At 53.1% G+C, this 23,266-nt stretch carries 23 protein-coding genes; 10 read left to right on the top strand and 13 right to left on the bottom strand.

Translation table 11 applies throughout. From position 1 onward, the window contains the following. The 5 genes from ACFSX3_RS21590 to ylbJ form a co-directional block, all read right to left on the bottom strand. Positions 1 to 771 (bottom strand): transposase (locus tag ACFSX3_RS21590; RefSeq protein ID WP_379313242.1); only part of this gene is annotated, 771 nt, incomplete at its 3' end. A 347-nt stretch (positions 772 to 1,118) separates the two neighbouring features. Next, a complete protein-coding gene (locus ACFSX3_RS21585; RefSeq protein WP_209993189.1) occupies positions 1,119 to 2,570 on the bottom strand; it encodes a S41 family peptidase in 1,452 nt (483 codons plus the stop codon). 33 nt (positions 2,571 to 2,603) lie between these two features. Continuing rightward, a complete protein-coding gene (locus ACFSX3_RS21580) occupies positions 2,604 to 3,782 on the bottom strand; it encodes a copper amine oxidase N-terminal domain-containing protein (protein WP_209993188.1) in 1,179 nt (392 codons plus the stop codon). Between the two features lie 243 nt (positions 3,783 to 4,025). After that, positions 4,026 to 4,823 (bottom strand): NAD kinase, encoded by a 798-nt coding sequence (locus tag ACFSX3_RS21575; protein ID WP_209993187.1) that lies wholly within the window; start codon positions 4,821 to 4,823, stop codon positions 4,026 to 4,028. Between the two features lie 132 nt (positions 4,824 to 4,955). After that, positions 4,956 to 6,224, bottom strand: coding sequence for a sporulation integral membrane protein YlbJ (gene ylbJ / locus ACFSX3_RS21570; protein ID WP_209993186.1), 1,269 nt, complete (start codon positions 6,222 to 6,224; stop codon positions 4,956 to 4,958). Between the two features lie 483 nt (positions 6,225 to 6,707). On the opposite strand from ylbJ, the gene ACFSX3_RS21565 reads away from it, so the two are divergent. Both ACFSX3_RS21565 and ACFSX3_RS21560 read left to right on the top strand, forming a co-directional pair. Beyond that, positions 6,708 to 7,091 (top strand): globin domain-containing protein, encoded by a 384-nt coding sequence (locus ACFSX3_RS21565; RefSeq protein WP_209993185.1) that lies wholly within the window; start codon positions 6,708 to 6,710, stop codon positions 7,089 to 7,091. Between the two features lie 29 nt (positions 7,092 to 7,120). Then, positions 7,121 to 7,825 (top strand): DUF2225 domain-containing protein, encoded by a 705-nt coding sequence (locus ACFSX3_RS21560; RefSeq protein WP_379313240.1) that lies wholly within the window; start codon positions 7,121 to 7,123, stop codon positions 7,823 to 7,825. A 119-nt stretch (positions 7,826 to 7,944) separates the two neighbouring features. On the opposite strand, the gene ACFSX3_RS21555 is transcribed toward ACFSX3_RS21560, so the two are convergent. Both ACFSX3_RS21555 and ACFSX3_RS21550 read right to left on the bottom strand, forming a co-directional pair. Beyond that, the gene (locus ACFSX3_RS21555; RefSeq protein WP_209993183.1) at positions 7,945 to 8,175 is read right to left on the bottom strand and encodes a hypothetical protein; all 231 of its coding nucleotides are present in this window, start codon (positions 8,173 to 8,175) and stop codon (positions 7,945 to 7,947) included. Further along, entirely contained in the window at positions 8,172 to 8,360 is a 189-nt protein-coding gene (locus ACFSX3_RS21550) for a YycC family protein (protein ID WP_209993182.1), read from the bottom strand. The genes ACFSX3_RS21555 and ACFSX3_RS21550 overlap by 4 nt, the downstream gene beginning before the upstream one ends. 105 nt (positions 8,361 to 8,465) lie before the next feature. Between ACFSX3_RS21550 and ACFSX3_RS21545 the strand changes: the two genes are divergently transcribed. Together ACFSX3_RS21545 and ACFSX3_RS21540 are read left to right on the top strand one after the other, a co-directional pair. Next, positions 8,466 to 10,265 carry a M3 family oligoendopeptidase gene (locus tag ACFSX3_RS21545; protein ID WP_209993181.1) on the top strand — a complete coding sequence of 600 codons (1,800 nt, stop codon included), beginning with the start codon at positions 8,466 to 8,468 and terminating at the stop codon, positions 10,263 to 10,265. 392 nt (positions 10,266 to 10,657) lie between these two features. Further along, entirely contained in the window at positions 10,658 to 11,032 is a 375-nt protein-coding gene (locus ACFSX3_RS21540; protein ID WP_379313265.1) for an O-methyltransferase, read from the top strand. A 114-nt stretch (positions 11,033 to 11,146) separates the two neighbouring features. On the opposite strand, the gene ACFSX3_RS21535 is transcribed toward ACFSX3_RS21540, so the two are convergent. Together ACFSX3_RS21535 and ACFSX3_RS21530 are read right to left on the bottom strand one after the other, a co-directional pair. Further along, a complete protein-coding gene (locus ACFSX3_RS21535) occupies positions 11,147 to 11,380 on the bottom strand; it encodes an alpha/beta-type small acid-soluble spore protein (protein WP_036701727.1) in 234 nt (77 codons plus the stop codon). A gap of 104 nt (positions 11,381 to 11,484) precedes the next feature. Then, positions 11,485 to 12,453, bottom strand: a complete 969-nt coding sequence (locus tag ACFSX3_RS21530) for an aldose 1-epimerase (RefSeq protein WP_209993179.1) — start codon at positions 12,451 to 12,453, stop codon at positions 11,485 to 11,487. Positions 12,454 to 12,901: 448 nt separating this feature from the next. Between ACFSX3_RS21530 and trpS the strand changes: the two genes are divergently transcribed. Beyond that, entirely contained in the window at positions 12,902 to 13,897 is a 996-nt protein-coding gene (gene trpS, locus ACFSX3_RS21525) for a tryptophan--tRNA ligase (RefSeq protein ID WP_209993178.1), read from the top strand. Here the strand turns inward: trpS and ACFSX3_RS21520 are convergent. Next, on the bottom strand, positions 13,894 to 14,085 hold the full coding sequence (locus ACFSX3_RS21520) for a hypothetical protein (RefSeq protein WP_036701722.1): 192 nt from the start codon (positions 14,083 to 14,085) through the stop codon (positions 13,894 to 13,896). The genes trpS and ACFSX3_RS21520 overlap by 4 nt on opposite strands. 552 nt (positions 14,086 to 14,637) lie before the next feature. Beyond that, positions 14,638 to 15,642, bottom strand: coding sequence for a metal-dependent hydrolase (locus ACFSX3_RS21515; protein WP_209993177.1), 1,005 nt, complete (start codon positions 15,640 to 15,642; stop codon positions 14,638 to 14,640). Between the two features lie 206 nt (positions 15,643 to 15,848). On the opposite strand from ACFSX3_RS21515, the gene cyoE reads away from it, so the two are divergent. Further along, positions 15,849 to 16,781, top strand: a complete 933-nt coding sequence (gene cyoE, locus ACFSX3_RS21510; RefSeq protein ID WP_209993176.1) for a heme o synthase — start codon at positions 15,849 to 15,851, stop codon at positions 16,779 to 16,781. Between the two features lie 31 nt (positions 16,782 to 16,812). Beyond that, positions 16,813 to 17,430 carry an SCO family protein gene (locus ACFSX3_RS21505; protein WP_209993175.1) on the top strand — a complete coding sequence of 206 codons (618 nt, stop codon included), beginning with the start codon at positions 16,813 to 16,815 and terminating at the stop codon, positions 17,428 to 17,430. Positions 17,431 to 17,537: 107 nt separating this feature from the next. Here the strand turns inward: ACFSX3_RS21505 and ACFSX3_RS21500 are convergent, their stop codons facing one another. Together ACFSX3_RS21500 and ACFSX3_RS21495 are read right to left on the bottom strand one after the other, a co-directional pair. Further along, the gene (locus ACFSX3_RS21500) at positions 17,538 to 17,897 is read right to left on the bottom strand and encodes a DNA primase (protein ID WP_209993174.1); all 360 of its coding nucleotides are present in this window, start codon (positions 17,895 to 17,897) and stop codon (positions 17,538 to 17,540) included. A gap of 111 nt (positions 17,898 to 18,008) precedes the next feature. After that, entirely contained in the window at positions 18,009 to 19,187 is a 1,179-nt protein-coding gene (locus ACFSX3_RS21495) for an MFS transporter (protein ID WP_209993173.1), read from the bottom strand. 253 nt (positions 19,188 to 19,440) lie between these two features. Between ACFSX3_RS21495 and ACFSX3_RS21490 the strand changes: the two genes are divergently transcribed. The 3 genes from ACFSX3_RS21490 (at position 19,441) to ACFSX3_RS21480 (ending at position 23,246) form a co-directional block, all read left to right on the top strand. Beyond that, positions 19,441 to 19,884 (top strand): hypothetical protein, encoded by a 444-nt coding sequence (locus ACFSX3_RS21490; protein WP_036722049.1) that lies wholly within the window; start codon positions 19,441 to 19,443, stop codon positions 19,882 to 19,884. A gap of 51 nt (positions 19,885 to 19,935) precedes the next feature. Continuing rightward, positions 19,936 to 21,075: a transglutaminase domain-containing protein gene (locus ACFSX3_RS21485; RefSeq protein ID WP_209993172.1), complete on the top strand. Its 1,140-nt coding sequence runs from the start codon at positions 19,936 to 19,938 to the stop codon at positions 21,073 to 21,075. A 107-nt stretch (positions 21,076 to 21,182) separates the two neighbouring features. Beyond that, positions 21,183 to 23,246, top strand: a complete 2,064-nt coding sequence (locus ACFSX3_RS21480; protein ID WP_339220104.1) for a peptidoglycan D,D-transpeptidase FtsI family protein — start codon at positions 21,183 to 21,185, stop codon at positions 23,244 to 23,246. Positions 23,247 to 23,266 lie beyond the last annotated feature (20 nt).

Genomic DNA, 23,266 nt, shown 5'->3' with positions numbered 1-23,266 from the left:
CTTGCTAAAACTGTTCCGGTCCCCAAGCAGCTTTTGATATTGTTCGTACTTCTGCAGTCGAGGGAGCAAATCCTTACGCAACTTCCGAACGGCTTTTTTCAGGGGCTTGTCTTTGGGTTTCTCAAGCAGTTGTGACTCCAGCGCCTGAGTCATTTGTTCGAGTTTCTCACTGCTGATCTCAGCGGACTCGCCAAGTTCGCTCAGGTCCTGGCCGCGGTGTTCCTGTTCTTCTTGTTTCTCTGCAGCCTCAATGCCCTCAAACAAAGCCTGTACCTTTTCTTGCAGCTTGGACTTATGTTTACTAACGGCTTTGCCCCATACGAAGGTATAGCGATTGGCGTTGGCCTCAATCTTGGTTCCGTCCACAAAGTAATGCTCCAGGGAAACGTATTTTTCGTCAGCCAAAAACTGAAGCACGGCGGTAAATACCGTTTCAAGGACATTCTTCATCCGCTGGGAACGGAAGCGGTTCAGCGTACGAAAGTCAGGTCGCTGCCGTCCGGCTAGCCACATGAAGGGGATGCTCTCACGCACCGCTTTGGCGATTTGACGGGAGGAATAGATGCGTTGGGTGTAGGCGTAGATCATGACTTTAGTAAGCATTTTGGGATGGTAGCTGTCGCGGCCGCCGCCAGGATAAGCAGCGTCAAAGATGGAGTCGTCCAGCCGATTCACAGCTGTGTTAACGACACGAGCGAGGTGGTTCGAAGGAATATCTTCTTCGAGATCCATTGGCAAGCAAAGTAGGTTCATGGTATATTGAATGTACAAAGAAACCCCTCCTTTGAAATGGTTGTGTGGTAACTCCATTTTAACAAAAGAGAGGTTTCTTTTTTTGCGTTTTTATAAATATTGTCGTCCATTTTCCGCTTAAACAGCGGAGAGAACGGAACGATTGTGGAAAAGCGGCAGCGGTCGCCTTGGTCTCCGGATTTTCACCGCTAAGGGGAATGAAAAAAATCTGGAGACCACAGCGATTGGAACAACGGTCCGTTCGCGCAGCGTCCACCCAAGTGCTCACGTTGATTCTACTTCAAAACAAAGGGCTGTCTCAAGCAGCCATTTGATGGCTTTTGGGACAGCCCCTTTTGCCGGATGCCCCCACAGGCGGGCAGATTCTATTTCACAGCTAATTTGAGCTGTTTCAGTGAAGCATTGTAGCTCCATACGAGCGCAGGGAACTTTTTCTTGAAGGCATTCAGCTCGATGAAGGTCTCACCGTCCTGGAACAGCGCCTCTTTGGAGGCCAGGGTGAACCCGGATACGTTACCGGCGCCGGTGGTCAGCAGCACCTTTTTGTTCTTGGCATCCCAGGAGACTTCATTCTCCACAAGAGCAGACAATATACGGGAGGCGGCATATACCTTATCGCCCTGCTTGATTAGACCTACATTTCCGGCAAAAGCAGTGCCGTTAACATCCAGAATATGATGGTCACCAGAGGCGACAATCTCCTTCATCCCGGCAATTTGCAGCGCGGTAATCAACTGGGCGGTTTTGCCCTTGACCTCGATATCAGGTGCAAGTCCGATATGGTTGAAATCCTCCTTGTTCGGAGTCAGATACTTCATGGTGGTCAGCTTCAGCTCGCCGCCGCCGGACATAGGAATCAGGCTCTGAATCCGTGCCTTTCCGTAAGAGCGCGTGCCTACAACCGTAGCCAGCTTATTGTCACGAAGCGCACCGGTTAAGGCTTCAGAGGCGCTGGCCGTGTATTCATTGGTCAATACCACTACAGGAACGCCGATCTTGCTGCCGTCCGTAATTGCGACCGGCTTCAGTGCACCTGTCTGGTCGGAGGTGTACATCATAATGCCGGCATCCATGAATTTGGAGACGATATTCTGGGCGCTATCCATGTAACCGCCCGTATTATCGCGCAGATCAAGAACCAGCGATTTCATGCCGCCTGAACGCATTTTGTCCAGCGCGGCGGAGAATTCCTCATCGGCAGTCTGGGTGAAGCCGTTGATGGAGATATAAGCAATTTTGGAGCTAAGCATCTTGCTGGTTACCGAGCTTGTAGCAATTTCACTGCGGGTTACCGTATAGGATTTGTTAGCTCCGTTTCGCTGAATAAGCAGCGACACCTTCGTGCCCGCTTTGCCGCTCAGCTCATCGCCATTCGTCTCAGCCACCCGCACCCCGTTGATCTTGAGAATGGAGTCACCGCGTTTTAGTCCCGCAGCCTCGGCCGGGGAACCGCTCATGACCTCTTCAATGTACAGCTCTTTGGCAGTATACATCAGCCGGACCCCGATGCCGACATATTCCAGATCGACCTGATGGCCAAAGTCCGCAGCCTCCTCCTTCGTGAAGTATTGGCTGTAAGGATCGTCCAATGTGCCTACCATACCGTCAATCGCACCGCGGATAAGCGTATCCTGGTCTACGCCCTCGACGTTGTAATACTCCAGATATTGCATAATTTCATTGATGATCTCCGTCTTCGAGGCTTGCGCGGCGTCGGTGGTGGTGGCAGCGTCTGCCGCTGAGGCAGCAGGAGCCCAGGCGATGGATAGCGCCAGACAGCCGCTTAAGAGTGCGGTAACGATTTTGGCTGATTTCATGAGTTCATACATCCTTTTGATGAATTTTTGAATTTAGGATTTCACGGTGAATTCTATATGATAAGTGTTGTCGATCGTCCAGGTACCGCTCTCCGACTTGGAGAGCAGGAGGATCAGAGACTGGGTATAGGTCTCCTTCGATTCACCGTCGGTAATGACCACATCCGCATAGACTGCGGCTTCATCGGCAGCATAATAGAAGACATTTGAGGAAGACACCGCATAGCTAAGATCGTAGGTTTCAAAATGATCACTTAGCTCCTCTTTGTAAGAGTCATCCACTTCCGCACCGTACGAGGTCATAGAGGCAAGGACTGCGTCAGCATTGCGGTCATTCATACCCTGATAGTATTTGCTGAGCGTATCCTTAATCGCGGTCTGATCGCCCTGAGGCAGCAAAGCCGGTTTCATGCCTTGTTCACGTGTCAGCAGCACGGAGGATTCCTGCAGCTCCATTTCGGAGATCTTCCAGGCGCCGTCTTGACGAATCAGCGTATATAAATATTCGTACTGCTCATCCGGTGTATAATAACCGCCGGTTCGTACTGCTTTTTCGACAGTATAGGCTGTAGCTTCATTGCCCGTAACACTGAGGACTTTAAGACTCTCGATCGTGTTCTTGATGTCATATAGCTCGAACTGGGAATTCATATTGCTTACAGCTTCCGTATTATCCGACTCTGCATCAACGAGCGAATAGAAGCTGATGGCCTTCTCTTCATTATAATATTGGTTAGCTAGTTGAATGATAGCCTTGATCTCCTGCTCACTGGAGGCGGAGGAGGGCGATGCGGTAATCTTCACGCTGCGGCTGGCCGAATCCCAGACCGCTGTGCCCCCGGTAGCTTCTGCGATGAAGCGCAAGGGGATGTAAGTGGTCCCGGCGTTAGAGACAGGAGCGACAGTAAGCTGCTTGACGGTTCCGTTGACACTGGCCCGCTTACTGCCTACCTTAAGGCTAATATCCAGGCCTGTTCCGGTGCCAGTCACCGTACCCGCCTTGGAGTCCCACAGCACCCGCAGCCCAAGCTTCTCAAAAACAACGCGGAAAGGCACAAGCACCGTATTATCCTTCAGATAAGGAGTGCCGGCTGTGAAGGCAAGATTGCTGCCGTTAATATACACTTTAATGGGTTTGTCTGCGGCAAAAGCGGGAACCGCCAGCACAAGGGCCAGCAGACTGATGCCTAGCAGGGATACTAATTTCTTCAATAGATTCGCTCCTTCAAATAGAAAACTATGTAAAATAGATCCATTATACCATTTGAAATTTCCGTCTGTCTACGTATTCTGCGGGTTGCTGCAGAGCAGAGCACGGTTCATGGAAATAGGCATAATAAAAGCCGGAGAGCAGGGGCATCTCCGGCTTTTATTATGGATATCCTGCAGAAACGGACCGTCCTTTGTAAAGGGCGCAATACCGTTCCCGCTTGTGCATGAGCAACAGGGATCCGGCTAGACCAAGAAGGCCTCCCGGACACGGTTCCAGAAGGGGAAGGGGCGGTAGCGGGCGAAGCTGATTTTTTTGTCCGCTACCTGAGCGCGTACCGAAATCAGATCATCCACCGGGATATTATTATGGTCAATGGTCAGCAGCAGGCGCTGCTCCTTGCGCGAGAAGATATCGCAGTGATGATGCCCCGGCAGCAGCAGCGGCGAGCCCATGGTCCGGAATACCCGGTTATTAATGGAGGCAATTTCAGCAATCTGCAGCGCCTCGATCGAGGGGTGCACCATAGCGCCTCCCAGACTTTTGTTATAGGCGGTACTGCCGGAAGGTGTGGATACACAGAGGCCGTCCCCGCGGAACATCTCGAAGGTCACATCATTAATATCCACCTGGATCACAACCGTCCCGTCCACCCCCTTAAGGGTGAATTCATTCAGGGCAATGTGCTTGCTGGAGCCGGATTTCTTATGTATCTCCAGTTCGAGCAGCGGGTACTGTACGATACGCGGTTTATGCGGCCCTACCTCTCCGCACATGTAATCAATCAGGGACGGCAGCTCTTCGGCCTGCCAGTCCGCATAGAAGCCTAAATGGCCGGTATGGACGCCAACAAATGCGAGGTTCGGGATCTGATCGATAAACGTATGAAAAGCGTGCAGCATCGTGCCGTCGCCGCCAATCGAAATTACGATTTCCGGTGACTTGGCATCCAGCTCCAGATTCCGGTCTGCCGCCAGCTTGTGAAATTGCTCCGCTAGTTGGATGGACAATTCATCTCCGCGGTCCAGAACATAATATCTCAAGATGTACAGGCTCCTTTGTCTAATTCAGTCATACACCGATCATAATCAATCTTGACCCGGAACACAATATTAGCGCTGTGAAAAACCGGAATCCGCTGCAGTGCTACAGCGGCAGAGCCGTGGCATATTGAGTTACCTGCGGACATAGGGAGGCCGCCGCAGCTTACCCAGCAGCAGAACCACAAGCGACAGGACAAGCATGAAGGCCAGCAGCAGGCAGAGCAGGCTGACGCTGCTGAGCAGGGCGGATTCTGGAGCGGCCAGCCCGGAGGCGGCGGGGAGTAGGGTCCACTGTCCGGCAAGCCCCGAGCGGACCACCGGCTTCCAGAGCAGGAGAAGCAGAGCCGTTGAAAGCAGGGCATGTACCAGACGGGCGGCCATGAAAGGGAGATAGCGCAGTCCGGTGCCGTTCAGGATACTGGCAACCTGTGCATGAACAGATAAGCCGCCCCAGGAGAGAATGAACACTGCGGCAGCAGCCTTATATTGCAGCGGAACCCCTCCGGCAGCTTCGCCCGCCGCCCGGGCGCCCAGCGTCACCTCGAATAAGCCGCTGACCAGGGCCGCAGAGAGTTCAGGCGGGAAGCCGGCCAGCGACAGCAGCCGCCCGGTCATGCTGAACAGGGCGGACATTACACCGGCACGGGCTAGCAGCTCCATCAGCACGTTGAAGAAGACAACCAGGCCGCCGACAACGATAATAAGCTGGAGTGAGGAGGTAACAGCGCTCTTAAGCAGCTCGCCGAGACTCCTGCCGTCTACCCGGCGCGCGTCTGCCATCGCGTTCAGCGCAGACCGCAGCCTGCCGGAGCCTTGTCCTTCCAGAGATGCAGAAGAGCTGGCTGGAGTGGTAAGGACGGAGTTCGTATCCGCTTCTTCCGGCCTGCCCCGGCCATGGAAGGACATCAGCAGACCTACAATCAGCCCTCCTCCGTAATGGGCAAGGGCAAGCACAAGCCCCAGAGAGGCGTCATGAAAGAACCCCACAGAGACCGCACCCAGCAGAAAAATCGGGTCCGAGGAGGTTGTGAAGGCGACGAGCCGCTCGCCTTCAATTCGGCTAATCATTCCCTCCTCGCGCAGCTTGGCGGTTAATTTCGCGCCTACAGGGTATCCTGATACATATCCCATCGCTAGGGCAAAGCCTCCGCTGCCGGGTATATTGAAGAGCGGGCGCATCAGCGGATCAAGGAGAGCGCCGAAGAGATGGACAATGCCGAAGCCCAGCATGATTTCAGAGATGACGAAGAACGGGAACAGCGAGGGAAACAGCACATCCCACCAGACGGCGAGCCCGCGCAGCGCTGCATCCAGAGAGCTTGCGGGATGCACCAGCATCAGCAGCATACAGCCCGCCAGCACGATTCCGAGCAGGGGGCTGGCGATTTTGTTCAGGGTCATCGGTTTCTCGCCTCCAGTTCTATGCTTAGTTGTATGCCGGAAGCTGGACAAACAGCACAAAAAAACGAAGAAAACGGTTACATTTACCGGTGCTTTTTCACTGAAATTATGGTATTATAAACTTAATTAATGCACATCTTGTTGAGATAGATTTTCAGGGATGGAGTGATGGTGATGAGCGTAGTTGCCGGAGTGCTCGTTTGTGCTTTTGTATATGTGATCCGGGTCTCCCTTGTCCCGCCTGGTGATGAAGAATTTAGAACATACTGATTAACTTACGAGCGCTGAACTCCGGTTTGGCGCCTTTTTTTGTTTAAAACTTGAAATAATCTGGGCTTTCTGTTGCACACGGGCAGCATCCTGCCCTTCCTGTCCCGGAATATGAACATGTCTTTAGGCAGGGATAACTGTGCAGCGCGTTTTTTGGTATAATGATAAGCAACTGCTTAGTTAGATTAATATGGAAGAAGGCGAAACCTCCAATTGAATCCGAAAGAGAGCCTGTATGACAGCCTGGGAGGCGCTGAGGGGATACACCACCTGGTGACTGTGTTTTATTCCAAGGTGCAGCGTCACCCGCAGCTCAGCCCGTTATTCCCTGAAGATATTACTCCGGTGCTGGAGAAGCAATATCAGTTCTTGAGCCAATTTTTTGGAGGCCCTGCCCTGTTTTCCGAGCAGCACGGCCATCCCATGATGCGAGCCAGACATATGCATATCCCCATCACTCCTGCTCTGGCAGAGGATTGGCTCGCCTGCATGAAGGCGGCGCTGGAGGAGACCGGTGTGGAGGAGTCCCTGCGTACGTTTGTCCTGAGCCGGCTGGCGGGTCCCGCCCATCATTTTGTCAATATGCCCCATGAATAAAGTGTAATTGTGAAAGGATGAGGGCACCCGTGCCGGAATTAATACCGCTGTACTCGATTAAGGTTACCTGCTGTAACTGTGAACATGAATTTTTAACCTCAAGAGTACGTCCCAGCCTCAAAAAAGCCATCCGCCGCGATGCGGACTTCTGCTCCTATTACAAGGCGGAGAATCCCGATTATTATGTGGTACGGGTCTGTCCGAAGTGCGGCTTTGCCTCCACGGAGAACTCAGCAGACAAGCTGGCCGACTGGCAGCGGAAGTCCTTCGATGCCCAAGTAGGAAGACGGTGGCAGGCCCGCGACTTCGGAGAGAAGCGTAGCTGGGAGGAAGCCCTGGAGACGTACAAGCTGGCCCTGATCTGCGCGCAGAGCATTAAGGACAAGGAACGTATTATAGCAAGCCTGCTTCACCATATTGCCTGGCTGTACCGTTATCAAGGGGATACGGTGCAGGAGCAGCGTTTCCTGGCCTATTCGCTGGATGAGTATGTGAAGGTGTTTGAGACTGATTCATCCGGTGGTAATGATGCGCGGCTGATGTATCTGATTGGTGAGTTGAACCGCCGGATTGGGGAGTTCGCCGCTGCTGTGCGGTGGTTCTCAAGGGTTATTAATGACCAGCGGATTACGGATGCGGCCATGATCCGGGCTTCGCGCGAGCAATGGGCCATTCTGCGTGAGCAGATGCGCGGGCTGGACGTTGATCCGGACGGGCTTCCCGCAGGTACATAGAAGGTTACATGAGGGTGTTAGAGCGTCTATCCGGTATATCGGTACGCAAAAAGGCGTAGAAGGAATCCCTCTTCTACGCCTCTGCCCGCTTAAGCGGGGCCTCAGCCGGACCTCCGCGCTTAACGGACCGCCCGGTCAAACAGCAGGTAGTCATTGTCATTATCAATGACGGTGGGACTTGCACTGCAGCAGGGAAAGACCAGCAGCTTCTTTTTGCCGTCACGCACATTCTGCAGCTCCTTAGGCTTCATTGGCAGAAGAACATTCTCATGGTCGCAGAAGGGGCAGTATTGTACGTACATGTCGCCAAGAATAATGTCATAAGGCCAGGTATGGCTGAAGGGGATCATTGCTTGTCCTTCTCATCAGAGGGAGCAGCGCTGCCTTCGGGGGCCTCACCAGCGGCCTTCTTGGATAATTCAGCGATCTTTTGCAGCAGGATATGTTGGGGCATATGCATCAGGTGTTCCAGCGGAACGCCGAGTTGTTTCGATAAGGTAATGGCCGTCTCCGGCGATATTTGCAGTGGCTTCACAAGGATGCCCTCCTTACAATTAGTGGAGTATCATGATTCACTTTACCATGGCTGTACCGCAAATACAAAGAAAACTACTCTATAACGAAGGAATGGTGGACATACATGAAACAACCTTTATCACTGACATGGGAACTGGAATCGATTTTTCCGGGAGGCTCTGCTTCTCCGCAGTTTGAGAGCTTCCTGAGTGTGCTCCAATCTGACATTGAGAGCTTACGCGGACAAGTGGCTGCCGCTGCTGTACCGGCGGATGCGGCCTCGACGATGCTGCTGGACCCGGTCATTGAGCTGCTGCAGAGCTGCGCGGGCCGCCTTACACAGGCGTCGGAATTCGCTGGTTGTCTGGGTGCGCAGAATCAGCTCGACAAGGGGGCTGTGAGACTGTCCTCCAAGGTGACGGGGCTGCGCGCCGGATATGAGGGCATCAGCTCTGCCTTCGATAACGTGCTGCGTCAGACCTCTGACGCGGTATGGACGGAGTGGATGGCCCGGCCGGAGATTGCCCCGCTGAATTTTGTGCTCAGTGAGAGCCGGAGTCTGGCCCGTGAGAAGATGAGCCCGGAGCTGGAGAGCCTGGCACTGGAGCTTGCAGTTGACGGCTATCATGGCTGGAGCGAGCATTACGAGACGATTGTCGGGCAGATCCAGATTCCTTGTGAAGAAGACGGGGAACAGAAGCTGCTCTCTGCCGGGCAAGCCTTCAACAAGCTGACGGATGAGAATCCGGAGGTCCGCAGTACGATGTTCCGCAAATGGGAAGAGGCCTGGGGCGGCGCGGCCGACTATTGTGCAGATACCTTGAATCATCTGGCAGGCTTCCGCCTGAAGCTGTATAAAGGCCGCGGCTGGGAGGATGTGCTGAAGGAGCCGCTGGGCATCAACCGTATGTCCCGTGAGACCCTGGATGTGATGTGGGATGTTATTACGAAGAGTAAGCCAGCCCTGGTATCCTATCTGAAGCGCAAAGCGGAAATTCTGGGTCTGGACTCACTCGCCTGGGTCGATGTGGATGCGCCAGTCGGCAAGTCCTCCGGCAAAATTCCCTATGAACAGGCAGCCGCCGACATCGTGACCCAGTTCCGCAAATTCAGTCCGAAGCTGGCGGATTTCGCCGAGCGTGCCTTCGACAAGGACTGGATCGAGGTAGAAGACCGGGCCGCTAAGCGTCCGGGGGGCTTCTGTGTCTCCTTCCCGGAGAGCAAGGAATCCCGTATATTCATGACTTACAGCGGTACGCCGTCCAATGTATCCACACTTGCGCATGAGCTGGGTCATGCCTATCATTCCTTCCTGCTGGAGGACCAGCCGCTGTTCAACCAGAACTATGCGATGAACGTGGCGGAGACGGCTTCTACGTTCGCGGAGGTCATTGTGTCGGATGCACAGGTGAAATCGGCGTCGGACCACGAAGAAAAGCTGGCGCTGCTTGAAGCGAAGATCCAAAACAGTGTGGCGTTCTTCATGAATATCCATGCCCGCTTCTTGTTCGAGACCCGCTTCTATGAGATGCGCAAGGCTGGTCTTGTAAGCAGCGAGGAATTGTCCGCGCTGATGGAGGAAGCCCAGAAGGAAGCCTTCTGCGGGGTTCTCTCCGAATATCATCCTCATTTCTGGGCGTCCAAGCTACATTTCTATATCACGGATGTGCCGTTCTACAACTTCCCGTATACGGTAGGGTATATGTTCAGTACCGGCCTATACCGGCTTGCGCTGCAAGAAGGGGCATCCTTTGCCGATAAATATGACAGCCTGCTGCAGGATACCGGAGTGATGACGCTGGAGGATCTGGTGTCGAAGCATCTGGGCGTGGATCTGTCCAAGCCGGATTTCTGGCAGGGGGCTGTGGATTTAATCGTTGCCGATATTAATGAATTCCTGGAAATGACGGAACAACGCAGCTAAGAATTTGTCGAAAATGAGGCGAATTGTTTTTTTTGCAGTAAAATGATGGCGGTTGAATATGGTATGAATGCGCAAAGACCCCGGTTTCGGGGTCTTTTTATGCTGCGTATTTGTCGATAAATGACGACAAAAGTTTGTATTTTGCTATAAACACTAAATAATTTGCGCATTTATAGGGATTATAACCCAATTATGTTGAATAATGTTGTGCGTGTTTAATTAGTACCCTATAATGAGCCTAAAGCCTTATATAAGCGCTGCTAGACCCACAAAATTCAAACAACTGCTTACGAAGCAAGTTTTGTGTGAGCAGAGCCATGAGGCTGCATCACCCACAAGACTTTTAGGAGGAAATGCATGTGAGGACGGAACAATTATCGCTTGCAAGACAGATGGATCTGGTATTTCATGAGCTGCAGGAGGAATTGTCAGGACTGAATTCAGGAACCGTATTTGTACAGATCAGGAATAATATCATCGGTAAATTCGGGGTCCGCCATAATCCGCTCGCCGGACGCAGAGGAAGCTTCGCAGCCGAGCAGGAGGGGCTGACTTCCGGCCAGCAATCCTCATTCCGCGTCATGGCGCTGGAGAGCCTGAAGTATAAGAAACGGTGGACGCATGGAGAGATAAGCTACGAATTCGCTGTACGCCAGGGCATGGTGGTGGTGGATGCCACACTGGAGTCCAATTACAATATGGCGAACCTGATGATCCGCTATCCGCGCAGCAGTCACGGCGATGCCTCGGACCAATCCTTCGGCTGATTCTATACAGATATAGAAAAGCCCCCCTGCGCTTCGACGAGAAGCGCGGGAGGGCTGTGAAGCTGCTCGGTCTATGCCTCACGGCTTAGACGGATTGTAAAGATAAGGTAGCGATTACGAACGACCGGACAGTTGTTGCTCTGCCAGTTGTACCAGACGTTTGGTGATATATCCTCCCAAAGAACCAGTTTCGCGGGAGGTATAGTTCCCATAATAACCGTCAGCCGGGATAGTTACTCCAAGCTCTTGTGCTGCTTCATATTTCAACTGCTGCAGCGCTGCATTCGCTTGAGGAACGACCAGGTTGTTAGAACGGCTACCACGACTTTGTTGACCTGCTTGACCCATGTGTGCTCACCTCCTTCGCCCGTTGTGAAGATAGTATGAGCGCGAGGGGGAGAATTCATGCACGGTTTTTAAAGTTTTATAGGATGGTAATTATATGAAATTTATCATTTCGGATAGATCATCTGCAGGGTATTACCCAGAACAAGTGTCTGGCCGGGTTCAAGCGTGATCAGCCCGGTGAGGGAAGCGTCCTGCTGCAGATTAGGCGCATCCGGAAGGCAGGTGAGCGGTTCAATGCACAGGAACTGGTCAGCTTCGCCTTTGGTATAGAGAATCCAGTGACGGAAGAACTCAGGATCGGATGAATAACGAAGCCCGTAGCCATCTTCCCGCAGCAGTACAGCCTCAGCAGGCTGGCGCTCGGCTATACGCAGGACGGTATCCAGGTCCGCACCTTGAAGATTCAGGCGGGTAGGCAGGACCTCCAGCTCACCAAGCGGCAATAGCTGTCCGGTAGGTAGAAGTTCCTCACTCAGCTCACAGACAGCTTCGGCAGGAAGGGTAACATTCCAGCGTGAGGGCGTTCCGTCCAGCATGAACCAGGTATGATAGCCTGCGCCGAAAGGAACACGCTTGGTGCCGAGATGAGTGACCCTGAGCGTCTGCTGGAGCCGGTCATCCTGCAGACGGAAGGTCATTTCAAGCTTCAGCGGCTCGGGGAATTGTCTGATCCACTCCGGATCATCCGTGGTTATGAATTCAGTGGTGACCGCACAGCCTTCCTCGTCCTCTTCAATATCGCTGACACACCAGGCCTGGGCGCGGTGCAATCCGTGAATATGATGTTCTCCCGCATTCCGGTCGAACTGATAGCTTGTGCCGTCGAACACGAAGCTCCCGCCGCGTATACGCCCTGGCGGCACCAGGAGCGGCAGGCCGAAGTGATAAGGTTTCTGCATATAGGAAGCCAGGTCGCTCTCATCCGGCTGACGGAGGATTTGCCGCTCCATAATGCGGTCCCATAATGAAATTACGTTATTACCCAGCCGGGGCAGAAGTGTGACTTCCAGTTCGCGGCTATGCAAAATATACGTATCATAACCATTCCACTGTCCTTTGGTCACCTGTTTCATAAGAGATATGCTCCTTTGATAAGCTGTAATCAGAATTACATACACACGAATACCCTTATCATACCAGATTTATCCGGCAGAGGTTAGCGATTTGACAACTTCTCCGGCTCGCTCTATGATGGAGGCATCAATGAAATACAGGCAATGTGATGACAGGGACAAGTAAGCATGGACTGTACCTCCAGAAAGCCGGTGGCTGATGTGAACCGGTGGTGCACCTCTGACTGAATGGACCCTCGAGCGCCGCGATCGAACAGGCTGCATAGGCCTCAAGTAGACCGGCCGGCTCTTCCCCGTTAACGGAAGCCAAGGCTGTTTGCGTAAGTTCCCTCCGGGGACTCCAGGCAGCGAATAAGGGTGGTACCACGGTCTCACGTCCCTTGCGGATGTGGGGCCTTTTTGCGTTCTTTGCGCTAGCGGACATTTAATGATGATGGAGGATAAGAGGATGACTAAAAAAGTATTGTCGGGCATACAGCCCAGCGGTTCACTCACACTCGGTAATTATATCGGGGCAATCAAGAATTTCGTCAAGCTTCAAAAGGAATACGAATGTTACTTCATGGTGGTCGATCTGCATGCCATTACGGTAGCCCAGGACCCCGCAGCCTTGCGCGAGAATTCGGAATCGGTAGCCGCCCTGTATCTGGCCGCAGGCATTGATCCGTCCATTGCGCATGTCTACATGCAGTCCCACGTGCCGCAGCATGCCGAGCTAGGCTGGATTCTGACGACTCTTACTGCTATGGGTGAGCTGGAGCGGATGACACAGTTCAAGGATAAGTCGGCAGGTAAAGAATCCGTGGGCGCAGGTCTGTTCGTCTATCCGTCGTTGATGGCCGCCGATATTCTGGTCTACAATGCGGATCTGGTACCGGTAGGCGAAGACCAGAAGCAGCATTTGGAGCTGACCCGGGACCTTGCGGGACGCTTCAATCACCGGTTCGGTGAATTCTTTACGATCCCTGAGCCTTACATTCCAGAAGTCGGGGCGCGGATCATGTCCCTGGATGACGGCACCAAGAAGATGAGTAAAAGCGATCCTAATCCCGGCAGCAGAATCAATCTTCTGGACCCGCCTGATGTGATCCGCAAAAAGATCAGCCGGGCTACAACGGATTCCGGACGTGAGGTCGTTTTCGACCAGGCGGGTAAGCCGGAGATCAGCAACCTGATGAGCATCTATGCCGAGTGCTCGGGAATGAGCCTGCAGCAGATTGCCGACCAGTATGAAGGTCAAATGTACGGCGGCTTCAAAAAAGAGCTGGCTGAAGTAGTCGTAGCCCTGCTTGAGCCGATCCAGCAAAGATACCAGGACATCCGCAGCTCAGGGATGCTTAGCAATATTCTAGCTCAGGGTGCTGAGAATGCGCGTATGAATGCCGCACGGACGCTGGAGGGCGTGAAGGAACGGATGGGCTTCCTGCCTGCCCGCCTAAGTTAAGGGGTAGGTTGGTTGCTCTCCGCCTTGCGTCTCAGCCTGGCTTTGACGATGAAGCCCCAGCCGATGTTGAGCACGCACAGCGCGCCGAGCAGCAGTGCCAGCCAAATGTTATAGCTGATCGAGATGGAAGCTGCTGTGAGTAATAGAATTGAAGAGCAGGCGAACCATAGTGACAGACCTTTACCCATATGTTCCAGCCTTCCTTTCTGTTTGCAATAGCGTTAGGTGAATCCCGGGGTGCAGGAAGCACTCCGGGATTATCAGTTTGAATGTAAGTGAATATAGTAAGTAAATATGGTGGGTAAATACATGCTTGCGCTGTAACCGCTTTATTGTGATTGTGCCTTATGCCGACCCGGGCGTCAAGGGGGCGTCAAGAGAATGGCTCCCCGGTAAATATAGCCTATAATATATCATATGAGCTAGATAATCCTGCACAAATTGCAACATTCCCATTAATAAATCGCCGCTAATCAAAAAATGTTGCACAAAAGGCAGCACTCTTCCTCCTCCAAGCAGCTGAGCGAAGAAATTCCTGCAATTCATGCAACATTCCATACAACTAGCCCAGTATCACGATTCAGTGTTGCAATATTTACAACATCTGAGCTTGGCCTCTGACTACATAGCAAGGCTGACTCATTTTCTTGCTGGAACAGGTAGTTTATGTATTTTAGGGTTAACGTAATTAAAAAGATGGCATCTGCTCCGGCAGATGCCATCTGTCTTCAAAAAACTTCCTACAGCTTGACTGTTCCCGGATCAATGGCGAAGCGCTCGTCCAGCTTCTCGCTGCTTAGCCAGCCGACATAAGTATTCAGCGGTCTATACTCATGGTCCATTACCAGGACCGCCACGAACGGGAATTGCTTACGGTGTAAATAACGGACATCTCCCCAGCGTACAATATAACCAGAGGGCAGCTCCTCAACCTCCGCTACGGCGTACGAGGTGAAGTACAGGAAGGACTGGATATCCGGATGGGATTTGGAATACTCGACGGCGGGGTGAGTGGAGCACACCGCATGCTTAAACCATTCCAGCCGTCCGCTGTTCAGCAGCCCTACGTTGTAGCTGCCGTCCGGTTTGGCTTTGACCACATTCCACCGCGTTGGCGAAATGGTGGGGATCACATAATAACGGTCACCTGCATGGTGGTGAACATCCTTGTTCTTGATGCTGCGTGTAATGCGTGCATGCACCAGGGTACGCCAAATGTAATACAACACGATGCAGGCATACAAGGTAACGAACAGCGGAGCGGGCGGCACCATTCCGCTGATCCAGAGAATAATCGCCGCGGCATGGCTGCCGAAGATAAACGGATCGAAGATATGGATGATGTTCCAGGCGATCCATTTCTCGGTGAACGGGCGGGCAGCCTGAGTCCCGTAGGTATTGAACAGATCGGAGAATACATGGACGGCAACGCCGATGAAGCTCCAGAGCGCAATATGGCTTAAGGTACTCAGGTCCGTGAATCCGAACAACGGCCCGATGACTACTGTGATCAACGCCGGCCACAGCAGTAAAAAGGGCAGGGAATGGGTGATCCCCCTGTGATTGCGGATATATACCGCGTTATCCTTCAGACGCAGGGCGGTATCGGCATCCGGTGCTTGAGAAGCCAGTACAGTAGCTACCATCACTGCTCCGGCAAGCGTTCCATTCGAAGCGACGAGCGGATCGACGAAGGACAGACCTGCAAGTCCAAGTCCCATAACAAAATGTGTGGCAGTATCCATTAGTCAGATCTCCTTTGTACGGAAGTTCTCTATTAATAACTACCCATTATTGGGCTCAGTTATTTACGGACGGGGAAATAAATATTGTCACGTAATTGTCGAATTAATGAACATCATGGTCAATCATTGTCAAAGTCTTTCCCAGTTTGCTATGATAAAGTTAATAGCGGAGTGTTAGAAGTTCCCTAGAAGGAGGAACCCGATACGTGGACAATCAATTGAGATATCAAGCTTCTTCTGATTCCGCATCAATGTCTGCCAAGTCTCCACCGGAAGGTGCAAGCTGGCGTGACTTTATTACCGTTACGAAGCCCGGCATTATCCGCTCCAATCTGATTGCGGCATTCGCAGGCTACTGGGTGGCATCAGGCTGGGATGTACAGTATGGCCGTCTGATTCTGACTTTGCTCGGTACCATGCTGGTCATGGCTTCAGCCTGTGTCTTCAATAATTATTTTGACCGCGATCTGGATATGAAGATGGAACGGACCCGGGAACGCGGATTGCCTACAGGAAGACTGAAGCCGACAACGGTACTTATCTATGGCATTGGACTCGGCATTGCCGGGCTGGGCGTGCTGTTCGCATTCTGCGGCGTACTTGCCGGGTTGTTCGGCATAGTCGGCATGTTCGTATATGTTGTAGTGTACACCCTTTGGCTCAAAAGAACCTCTACCTGGAGCACCTCGGTAGGTGCGATCTCGGGGGCCATGCCTCCTGTCATCGGCTATGTGGCTGTTACAGGAACAGTGGATCTCGGAGCCTGGCTGCTGTTCGCAATGCTCTTTCTGTGGCAGCCGCCCCATTTCTGGGCACTTGGCATCCGCCGCAAGGAGGAGTACCGGGCTGCAGGATTTCCGCTCCTTCCGGTTGTGAAGGGGACACGCCGCACCAAATTCCAGATGATTCCTTATGTGGCGCTGCTGCTGCCGGTGCCTGTGCTGATGTATGCCTATGATTATGCAGGTGTTTATTATCTGGTTGTATCATTGGCCCTCTCAGTGGGCTGGCTCTACTTAACTCTAATCGGATTCAAGGCAAAGGATGATGAGGTATGGGCGAAGAAAAGCTTCCTCTTCTCCATTAATTATCTGACATTAAGTCTGATTGCCCTGGTGCTGAATACCATTCACGTGTAAGCATTCTTAGGATAGAGGGGGAGGGCGTCCTGTGCAGACCTTGAAACGTTACAAATGGACCTGGCTGTTGCTGCTGCTTGCAGTGATTATGGCGGTTTATCTGGCAGTCAAATCGTTTGATTTCGGAGGTGAGAAGCTGCCGGTCATCGGTCAGGTACAGGACTTTTCCCTGGAGAATGTGGACGGGAAGCAGATCAGTCTGGCGGATACGGCAGGCACAGCAAGGCTGGTCTATTTCTTCTTCACGGTCTGTCCCGATGTGTGTCCGATTACCACCTATATGCTGTCAGAGACGCAGGATATATTGGTTAAGGATGGCAGCTTCGGTAAAGACGTTGAATTCGTCTCGATTTCTTTTGATCCGAAGAATGATACAAGGGAAGCGATCAAGGCCTTCGCCGACAAGTTTCATGCCGATTATAATGGCTGGTATTTCCTGCGGGGGGATCAGGAGCAGGTACGCAAGCTGGCAGCGGAGTCCTTCAAGGTGCTGATCTACGGCACGAGCAAGGATGATTTCGCCCACGCGAACCTCATTGGCCTGGTGGACAAGAACAACCGGCTCCGGGGATTGTACGATGCCGGGGATACGGAGAATGTAACACCGGAGTTTCTGGCCAGAACGGTTAAGAAGCTGGCCCGTGAATAGCACAGGAACGCAATAAACGAGGGTGTCCGTGGAGCAGTGGAGCTGCTGCACAGGACACCCTCGTTTTGTGGTGAAAGGTTAAGAATGTATATGCTTCATGCGATGAATTATCCTTCTATTCCCTGCGGATACGGCTGGGGGTAAATAATGAAATCATCAAGTCCGGCCTTCTCCAGCTGGGTGATGTTATATTCATCCGGCGTCCCTTCCACGCCGGCATAACCCTTGCGGGTATACATATGAACGGCATCGGGAAAGGCGTCACGCAGGACTGCACGGATTTTTTTGCCTGAGCTGTCATTGTCCATGTACAGGTAGACTTCCCCGTCCCGGATGGTATTCCGCAGGGATTCCAGCTTCAGGGTATTCAGCGTACCGAAGGTGCATAGAATGTCGACCTCTGGTTCAAGCAGCCGCCTCAGTCTGCTGCGGTCGTTCTTGCCTTCGACAATAATGGTGATGGACATATGCAATCAGCCCCCCGGATCTTAGTTGTTATGACGATATTGTACCTAAGCTGCGCTATTTTTAACAGCGTGGCGGAACAATATGTATTCATTCCCCGGGAAATGTCGCATTCAGGCGGCAGGGCTGTTCCAGCCGGGAGCGTAGGAGGAGAGACGGCCTGATCTGCCCGGAGGCAGCAGCATAAGAGCTGTCATCAGCAGCACGAAGGCGATGAAGTAGGGGGAGACATACTCCCTTAGCTGCCCGGCAGCTACAGGTCCGGCGAAGGCCCCGAGGGACATGGCAATGGATTGCAGCGAGAAGGTGCGGCCCAGCCGGCCTGCGCTGCCCAGACTGATGAAGAGAGAGGCCATTGCCGGGAATAACACCCCTTTTGCTGAACCAAGCAGGAAGAGAACCACTCCGGCCGGGATGCTGCGGAAGGCAGCCAGGGTGAAGAAGCAGAGAGCCATCCCCAGCAGGGCAGCGGCAATCCGGATGCCCGGGGAGAAGCGGTTCAGGAAGAACAGGCAGAGGGTCGCCAGCGCCCCAAGGCTGAGCAGAGAGAGCAGAATTCCGGTGGAGACCATTCCGTCCTGTCCTTGTGACAGCGGAAGCTCGAAGAACAGTACGCCCTGGGAGCAGGAGACGAAGAAGGGCAGCAGATAATAACGTCTGGAGACGGTAGGCTGGGCGGTAGCGGCCAGCCCGGGCTGTAGTTTCTCCTTATCCGGGAGTGCAGGCTTATGCAGGGCCAGGGCCGGATTATGCTTCGGCACACTGAAGAAGGCCATCACACCGGTGAAGATCAGGAGCCACCCTAATGTACTGAACGTGCCGGAATAACCGGCTTTGGCGACGATGAAGGCTCCAGCGGCAGGGGAGACCACCGAAGCCAGCGTGTGGATAATTCCGTTGCCTGACATGTATTTGCCCTGGGTCGCAGGATCAGATGAGAGCGAGGCCAAGAGGGTCATACAGGCAGGGGAGAGGAAGGCCAGCGCGAACCCGCTCGCCGCCCGCAGCACGAGCAGATGCCAAGGCAGCTGGGCATGGGCCTGCAAGAGCAGGATCAACCCTGCTATGGTAAGGGCGAACACGATATAGCGGCGGCTGCCGTTGCGGTCTACAAGCACACCGGCCAGCAGATTGCCAGGGAGGTGGGTCAGGGAATACATCCCCATCATCCAGCCGATAAAGGCTGGGCCCGCTCCCAGTGACATGGCAAAGGGTGTCAGGATAGGATACTGGGCATGCAAATCGAAGAACGCCAGGAACATGAAGAGGTACAGCCACATTGCAGTTTTCACGGATAACACCTCCAGATTAGCGGCCAGCCGCTGATGACGGAACGGATTCCAGCAGAGGGAACAGCCTACTTGTACTTTACGTGCGGCAGCGGGGGCTTATACCATTTTCTTGGCCAGCCCCTGTATGCGGTTCTGCATTCCGGCAACCATGAATTATAAGGGTCATTCATGTATAATAATTAATATTAATGAAATGTCTGACGGGACAGCGTCCCGGAGTGGCGAAATTTGCGATTGGGGTGTTGTGAAATTGATGAATCCGGAAGTGTGGTCACAGTTTATCAGAGAGAATTGGCTTGTTATCGTTATTGCGCTTGTCCTGCTGTTCGCAGTCGTTAACATCGTTAAGACTATGCTGAAATGGGCTATCGTCGTCGTTATTGTTGTGGGGTTGTTCATTTATAGCGGAGTAACCATGGACCAGATCGGTAATGCCGTTAACAAAGTGGCGGACGGGACGGTCAGTACGCTGAAGAATGAGGCGCAGGAGGTCATGCTCAAAGAAGCGCAGGAGGCGGTCTATACCTCTGGCGGTGACGGCACCTTCACCATCACTACTCCTAATCTTGAGGTGAAGGGCTCCGCCGCAGAGGACAAGGTAGAAGTGGTCTTCCGCGGAGTCAGCCTCGGGAAGTGGAGCGTTACGGATACAACCAAGACCTTCATCGACGAAGCCCGGAAGCAGGCGGGCAAGTAACAGTGCAGCTGGCTCAGGATTACCTGCAGCAGCAGAAGGAGGAGTGATCCATTGAATAGCTGGATAGAAAGTCTTCGTGAAGCCAATATCATCTCCATTCTTCTTCTGCTGGTGGTCCTCTTCTCTGCGCTGCAGGGCTGGGGCCGGGGCTTCCGCCGAGCAGCCGGAGGGCTGTTCGGCATGCTTGGATCAGGAGTGCTTGCAGCAGCTTCGCTGGTGATGGCGATTCCGGCAGCCGTGTACCTCTCGCCTGCTGCCGGGAACTGGGCATCCGGCATTACTCCGCCTGAGGACAAGCTAAGCCAATGGCAACAGCTATATTATACCGGTGCCTCCGTTCTGGCGAATTCACCAGTGGTGCGGTTCCTGCTGCTGCTCTTGCTGTGCTACAGCTTAATTCGTCTGCTGCTGGGTCTGTTATTCCTGTTGCTGCCATTCCGCCTGCCGCGCCAGTCCGGGAGGGGTTCGGGGCGGATCACAGGCGCCAGCCGGTTTGTCGGGGCAGTGCTCGGCACCGCCGCAGGGCTTACCCGCGCCTTGGTGCTGGTCTTTGTTCTGTTCATCAGTGTCGCTCTGAACCCGGACAGCGGCTTCAGCCGCTATGTCCAATCGTCGCCGGTCTATAGCCAGAGTGCGGAAGCGGTATTTGAGCCGCTGGCCGGTGAACAGGTCAGAGGGAAGCTCCCGGTGCTGACCAAGGCCGTGGCCGCCGAGATGAGTGATATTCTCCGGCGCAAATATGAGGTGATTGACCACGATATTTCGGTGGATATTGCCGGTGCAGCTGCAGAGATTGCCGGACAAGCAAGCAGCGATGAAGAGAAGGCCAGGCTGCTCTATGACTGGGTAGGCTCACGCATTGCCTATGACTATACCAAGGCGGAGAATTATGAAGAGAGACGAATCTGGCATGAGCAGACCCCGCAGGATACGATGGATACGCGGCTTGGAGTATGCATTGATTACGCGCGGCTCTATGCCATGATGGCCCGCTCGCAAGGGCTTCAGGTGCGTGTCGTCACCGGCAAAGGTTATGACGGTCAAGGCGGTTATGGACCGCATGCCTGGAATGAGGTCTATATCAGCAGCAGCGCAGCCTGGATTCCGCTCGATTCCACCTGGGCCAGCAGCGGCGACTGGTTCAATCCGGGGGATTTCGACTCCACACATATCAAGGAGAACATCCTCTGAGAAGGAGCGGACGCTCTCGTATCTATGGTACAATAACAGCGGGTAAGTTCTTGCCCGTGATCTGACACATAAGCAGCACTGCAAACCATACAAGGAGAGGACTTGCTGTGAGATGGTTCGGTAAAACGGGCTCCGGCCCGGGCAATGGAGAGACCACCAACTACCTGAGCTTACGCATAAATCTGTTTTTTTTCGGCACTTTTTTTATTTTTGTGATCATGATGATCCGGCTTGCGGGACTGCAGTTTGTAGAGAGTCCCGAGCTTAGCGAGGTGGAGGCCAGCCGGGAGACCAAGGATGTTCCGCTTGCGGCGATCCGGGGGACTATTCACGCGGCGGGCGGGGAAGACATTGCACATTCCACACCGATACAGTCATTATTCGTTACATTAACCCAAGAATACACCGCGAAGGTCAAGAATAAGAAGACCGGCTTATATGAACCGACCGCTGAAGCCAAGGCGAATACGAAGGCGTTGGCGGCAGGGCTGTCATCCGTGTTTGAACAATATGGTGATCCCTCTGCGAAGAAGCTGCTCAAAGAGGATATCCTGCTGCTGCTGGACCTTGATTACAAGAAGTCGCTGGGATATGTCCCGCGCAAGATCAAGACCGGTCTTACGATGAAGGAAGTCGCCCATCTGATGGAGAACAGGCAGCGCTATCCCGGAGTATCTGTTGTGGAGGAGAGTATCCGCCATTATGACAAGGACACGGTGGCCGTCCAAACGGTAGGCTATATGAAGCAATTCCGTTTTACAGAGGATTATAATGTATACAAAAATATCCGCAGCGCCATGAAACAAACGGATGCGGACCCGGGGCTTAGCTACAGGGAAGATGAGTTCGTCGGCATCTATGGTCTAGAACAGCAATATCAGCGCGAGCTTCGAGGGAAGAACGGGTATCAGACCCTCTCTGTGAATGCCCAGAATATGGCCGAGAAGGTTATAGCTTTGGTCCCGCCCGTCAAGGGCAACGATATCTGGATGACGATTAACAAGAATGTACAGATGAGAACGGAGCAGGCGATTAAGGATCAGCTCAACTGGCTGCACCGCAACCCTGTACAGGGGAAGCTTCATAAGGATGCGATCACCGGCTATGCCGTTGCGATGGAAGTCGATACAGGCAATGTAGTGGCAATGGCGAATATGCCGGACTATGATACGAATGTCTGGAATGCCGAGAGGCTGCCGCCAGAAGTGTGGGCCAAAATTGAGGGCTATTATCAAAACGGGACGATTAACGATATTTCCTCCGGTGTCTCCGGCAACGGGCTGAAGTCATTGATCTACCTGGGTTCCACGATTAAGCCGTTAAGTGTCCTTATCGGTCTGGAAGAAGGCTTATTCACTACCGGCGATACTTACATGGATAAAGGGATTGCTTATTTCGGTAAGGATAACAGCTCCTCGGTGAGGAATTCCTCCGGCCATGTCCTGGGCCCGCTTAGTCCGGCGAAGGCTATTCAGGAGTCCTCGAATGCTTTTATGGTAGAGTGGGTCGGAAATGCCCTCTACAAGAAGTATCCGGGAGAAGGTATTGCCATATGGGACAAATATATGAAGGCATTCGGGCTTGGGGTGTCTACGCAAAGCGGGCTTCCCGGTGAAAGTGCCGGAGTTGCCGATTATCTTGATCCGAAGAAGGCAGGCTCTACTCAGGCGGCGCTGGTCCATGCTTCCTTCGGTCAGAAGGGGAAATACACCGCACTGCAGCTTGCCCAGTACACGGCAACACTTGCGAATGAAGGCGTACGGATTAAGCCCCAGCTCGTCAGTAAGATTACAGATCCCGATGGGAAGACGGTTAAGCAATTTGGACGGGAAGTCCTGGACAGCATTTCGTTTCACCCTTCTTACTGGAAGGAGATCAAGCGCGGGATGAATACTAAGGTTAAGGCGTTTGACGGATTCCCGTATGACTTCGCCCGCAAGACAGGAACGTCTGAGATGGAAGCCTTCGGGGCCACCCGTGACAATGGGGTATTCATTGCTTATGCTCCGCGTGAGCATCCTAAGCTTGCGGTGGCTGTGATTATTCCCGAAGGCGGCTTTGGGGCGAACAGTGCAGCACCGGTAGCCCGCCAAATCTTTGAAGCCTATGACCAGGAGTATGGCCTGGATGGAGTGCCTAAGAAGAATGTGCCCGAGTCAAGGGTGGACTAAACGGTTTATTTTGATGTAGA

Origin of the sequence: Paenibacillus rhizoplanae (genome assembly GCF_042684125.1) — a bacterium.
GTDB lineage: Bacteria > Bacillota > Bacilli > Paenibacillales > Paenibacillaceae > Paenibacillus_AQ > Paenibacillus_AQ rhizoplanae.
Note: the sequence above shows the minus strand (reverse complement) of the source record. Positions and strands in the feature narration are given on the sequence as shown.

Bases quoted from the DNA above. Each gene is read 5' to 3' on its own strand.
- trpS (WP_209993178.1), top strand. From the start codon at position 12,902: ATGACTAAAAAAGTATTGTCGGGCATACAGCCCAGCGGTTCACTCACA.
- ACFSX3_RS21515 (WP_209993177.1), bottom strand. From the start codon at position 15,642: ATGGATACTGCCACACATTTTGTTATGGGACTTGGACTTGCAGGTCTG.
- ylbJ (WP_209993186.1), bottom strand. From the start codon at position 6,224: ATGACCCTGAACAAAATCGCCAGCCCCCTGCTCGGAATCGTGCTGGCG.
- ACFSX3_RS21545 (WP_209993181.1), top strand. From the start codon at position 8,466: ATGAAACAACCTTTATCACTGACATGGGAACTGGAATCGATTTTTCCG.
- ACFSX3_RS21540 (WP_379313265.1), top strand. From the start codon at position 10,658: ATGGATCTGGTATTTCATGAGCTGCAGGAGGAATTGTCAGGACTGAAT.
- ACFSX3_RS21585 (WP_209993189.1), bottom strand. From the start codon at position 2,570: ATGAAATCAGCCAAAATCGTTACCGCACTCTTAAGCGGCTGTCTGGCG.
- ACFSX3_RS21555 (WP_209993183.1), bottom strand. From the start codon at position 8,175: ATGATCCCCTTCAGCCATACCTGGCCTTATGACATTATTCTTGGCGAC.
- ACFSX3_RS21520 (WP_036701722.1), bottom strand. From the start codon at position 14,085: ATGGGTAAAGGTCTGTCACTATGGTTCGCCTGCTCTTCAATTCTATTA.
- ACFSX3_RS21490 (WP_036722049.1), top strand. From the start codon at position 19,441: ATGAATCCGGAAGTGTGGTCACAGTTTATCAGAGAGAATTGGCTTGTT.
- ACFSX3_RS21535 (WP_036701727.1), bottom strand. From the start codon at position 11,380: ATGGGTCAAGCAGGTCAACAAAGTCGTGGTAGCCGTTCTAACAACCTG.
- ACFSX3_RS21530 (WP_209993179.1), bottom strand. From the start codon at position 12,453: ATGAAACAGGTGACCAAAGGACAGTGGAATGGTTATGATACGTATATT.
- ACFSX3_RS21500 (WP_209993174.1), bottom strand. From the start codon at position 17,897: ATGTCCATCACCATTATTGTCGAAGGCAAGAACGACCGCAGCAGACTG.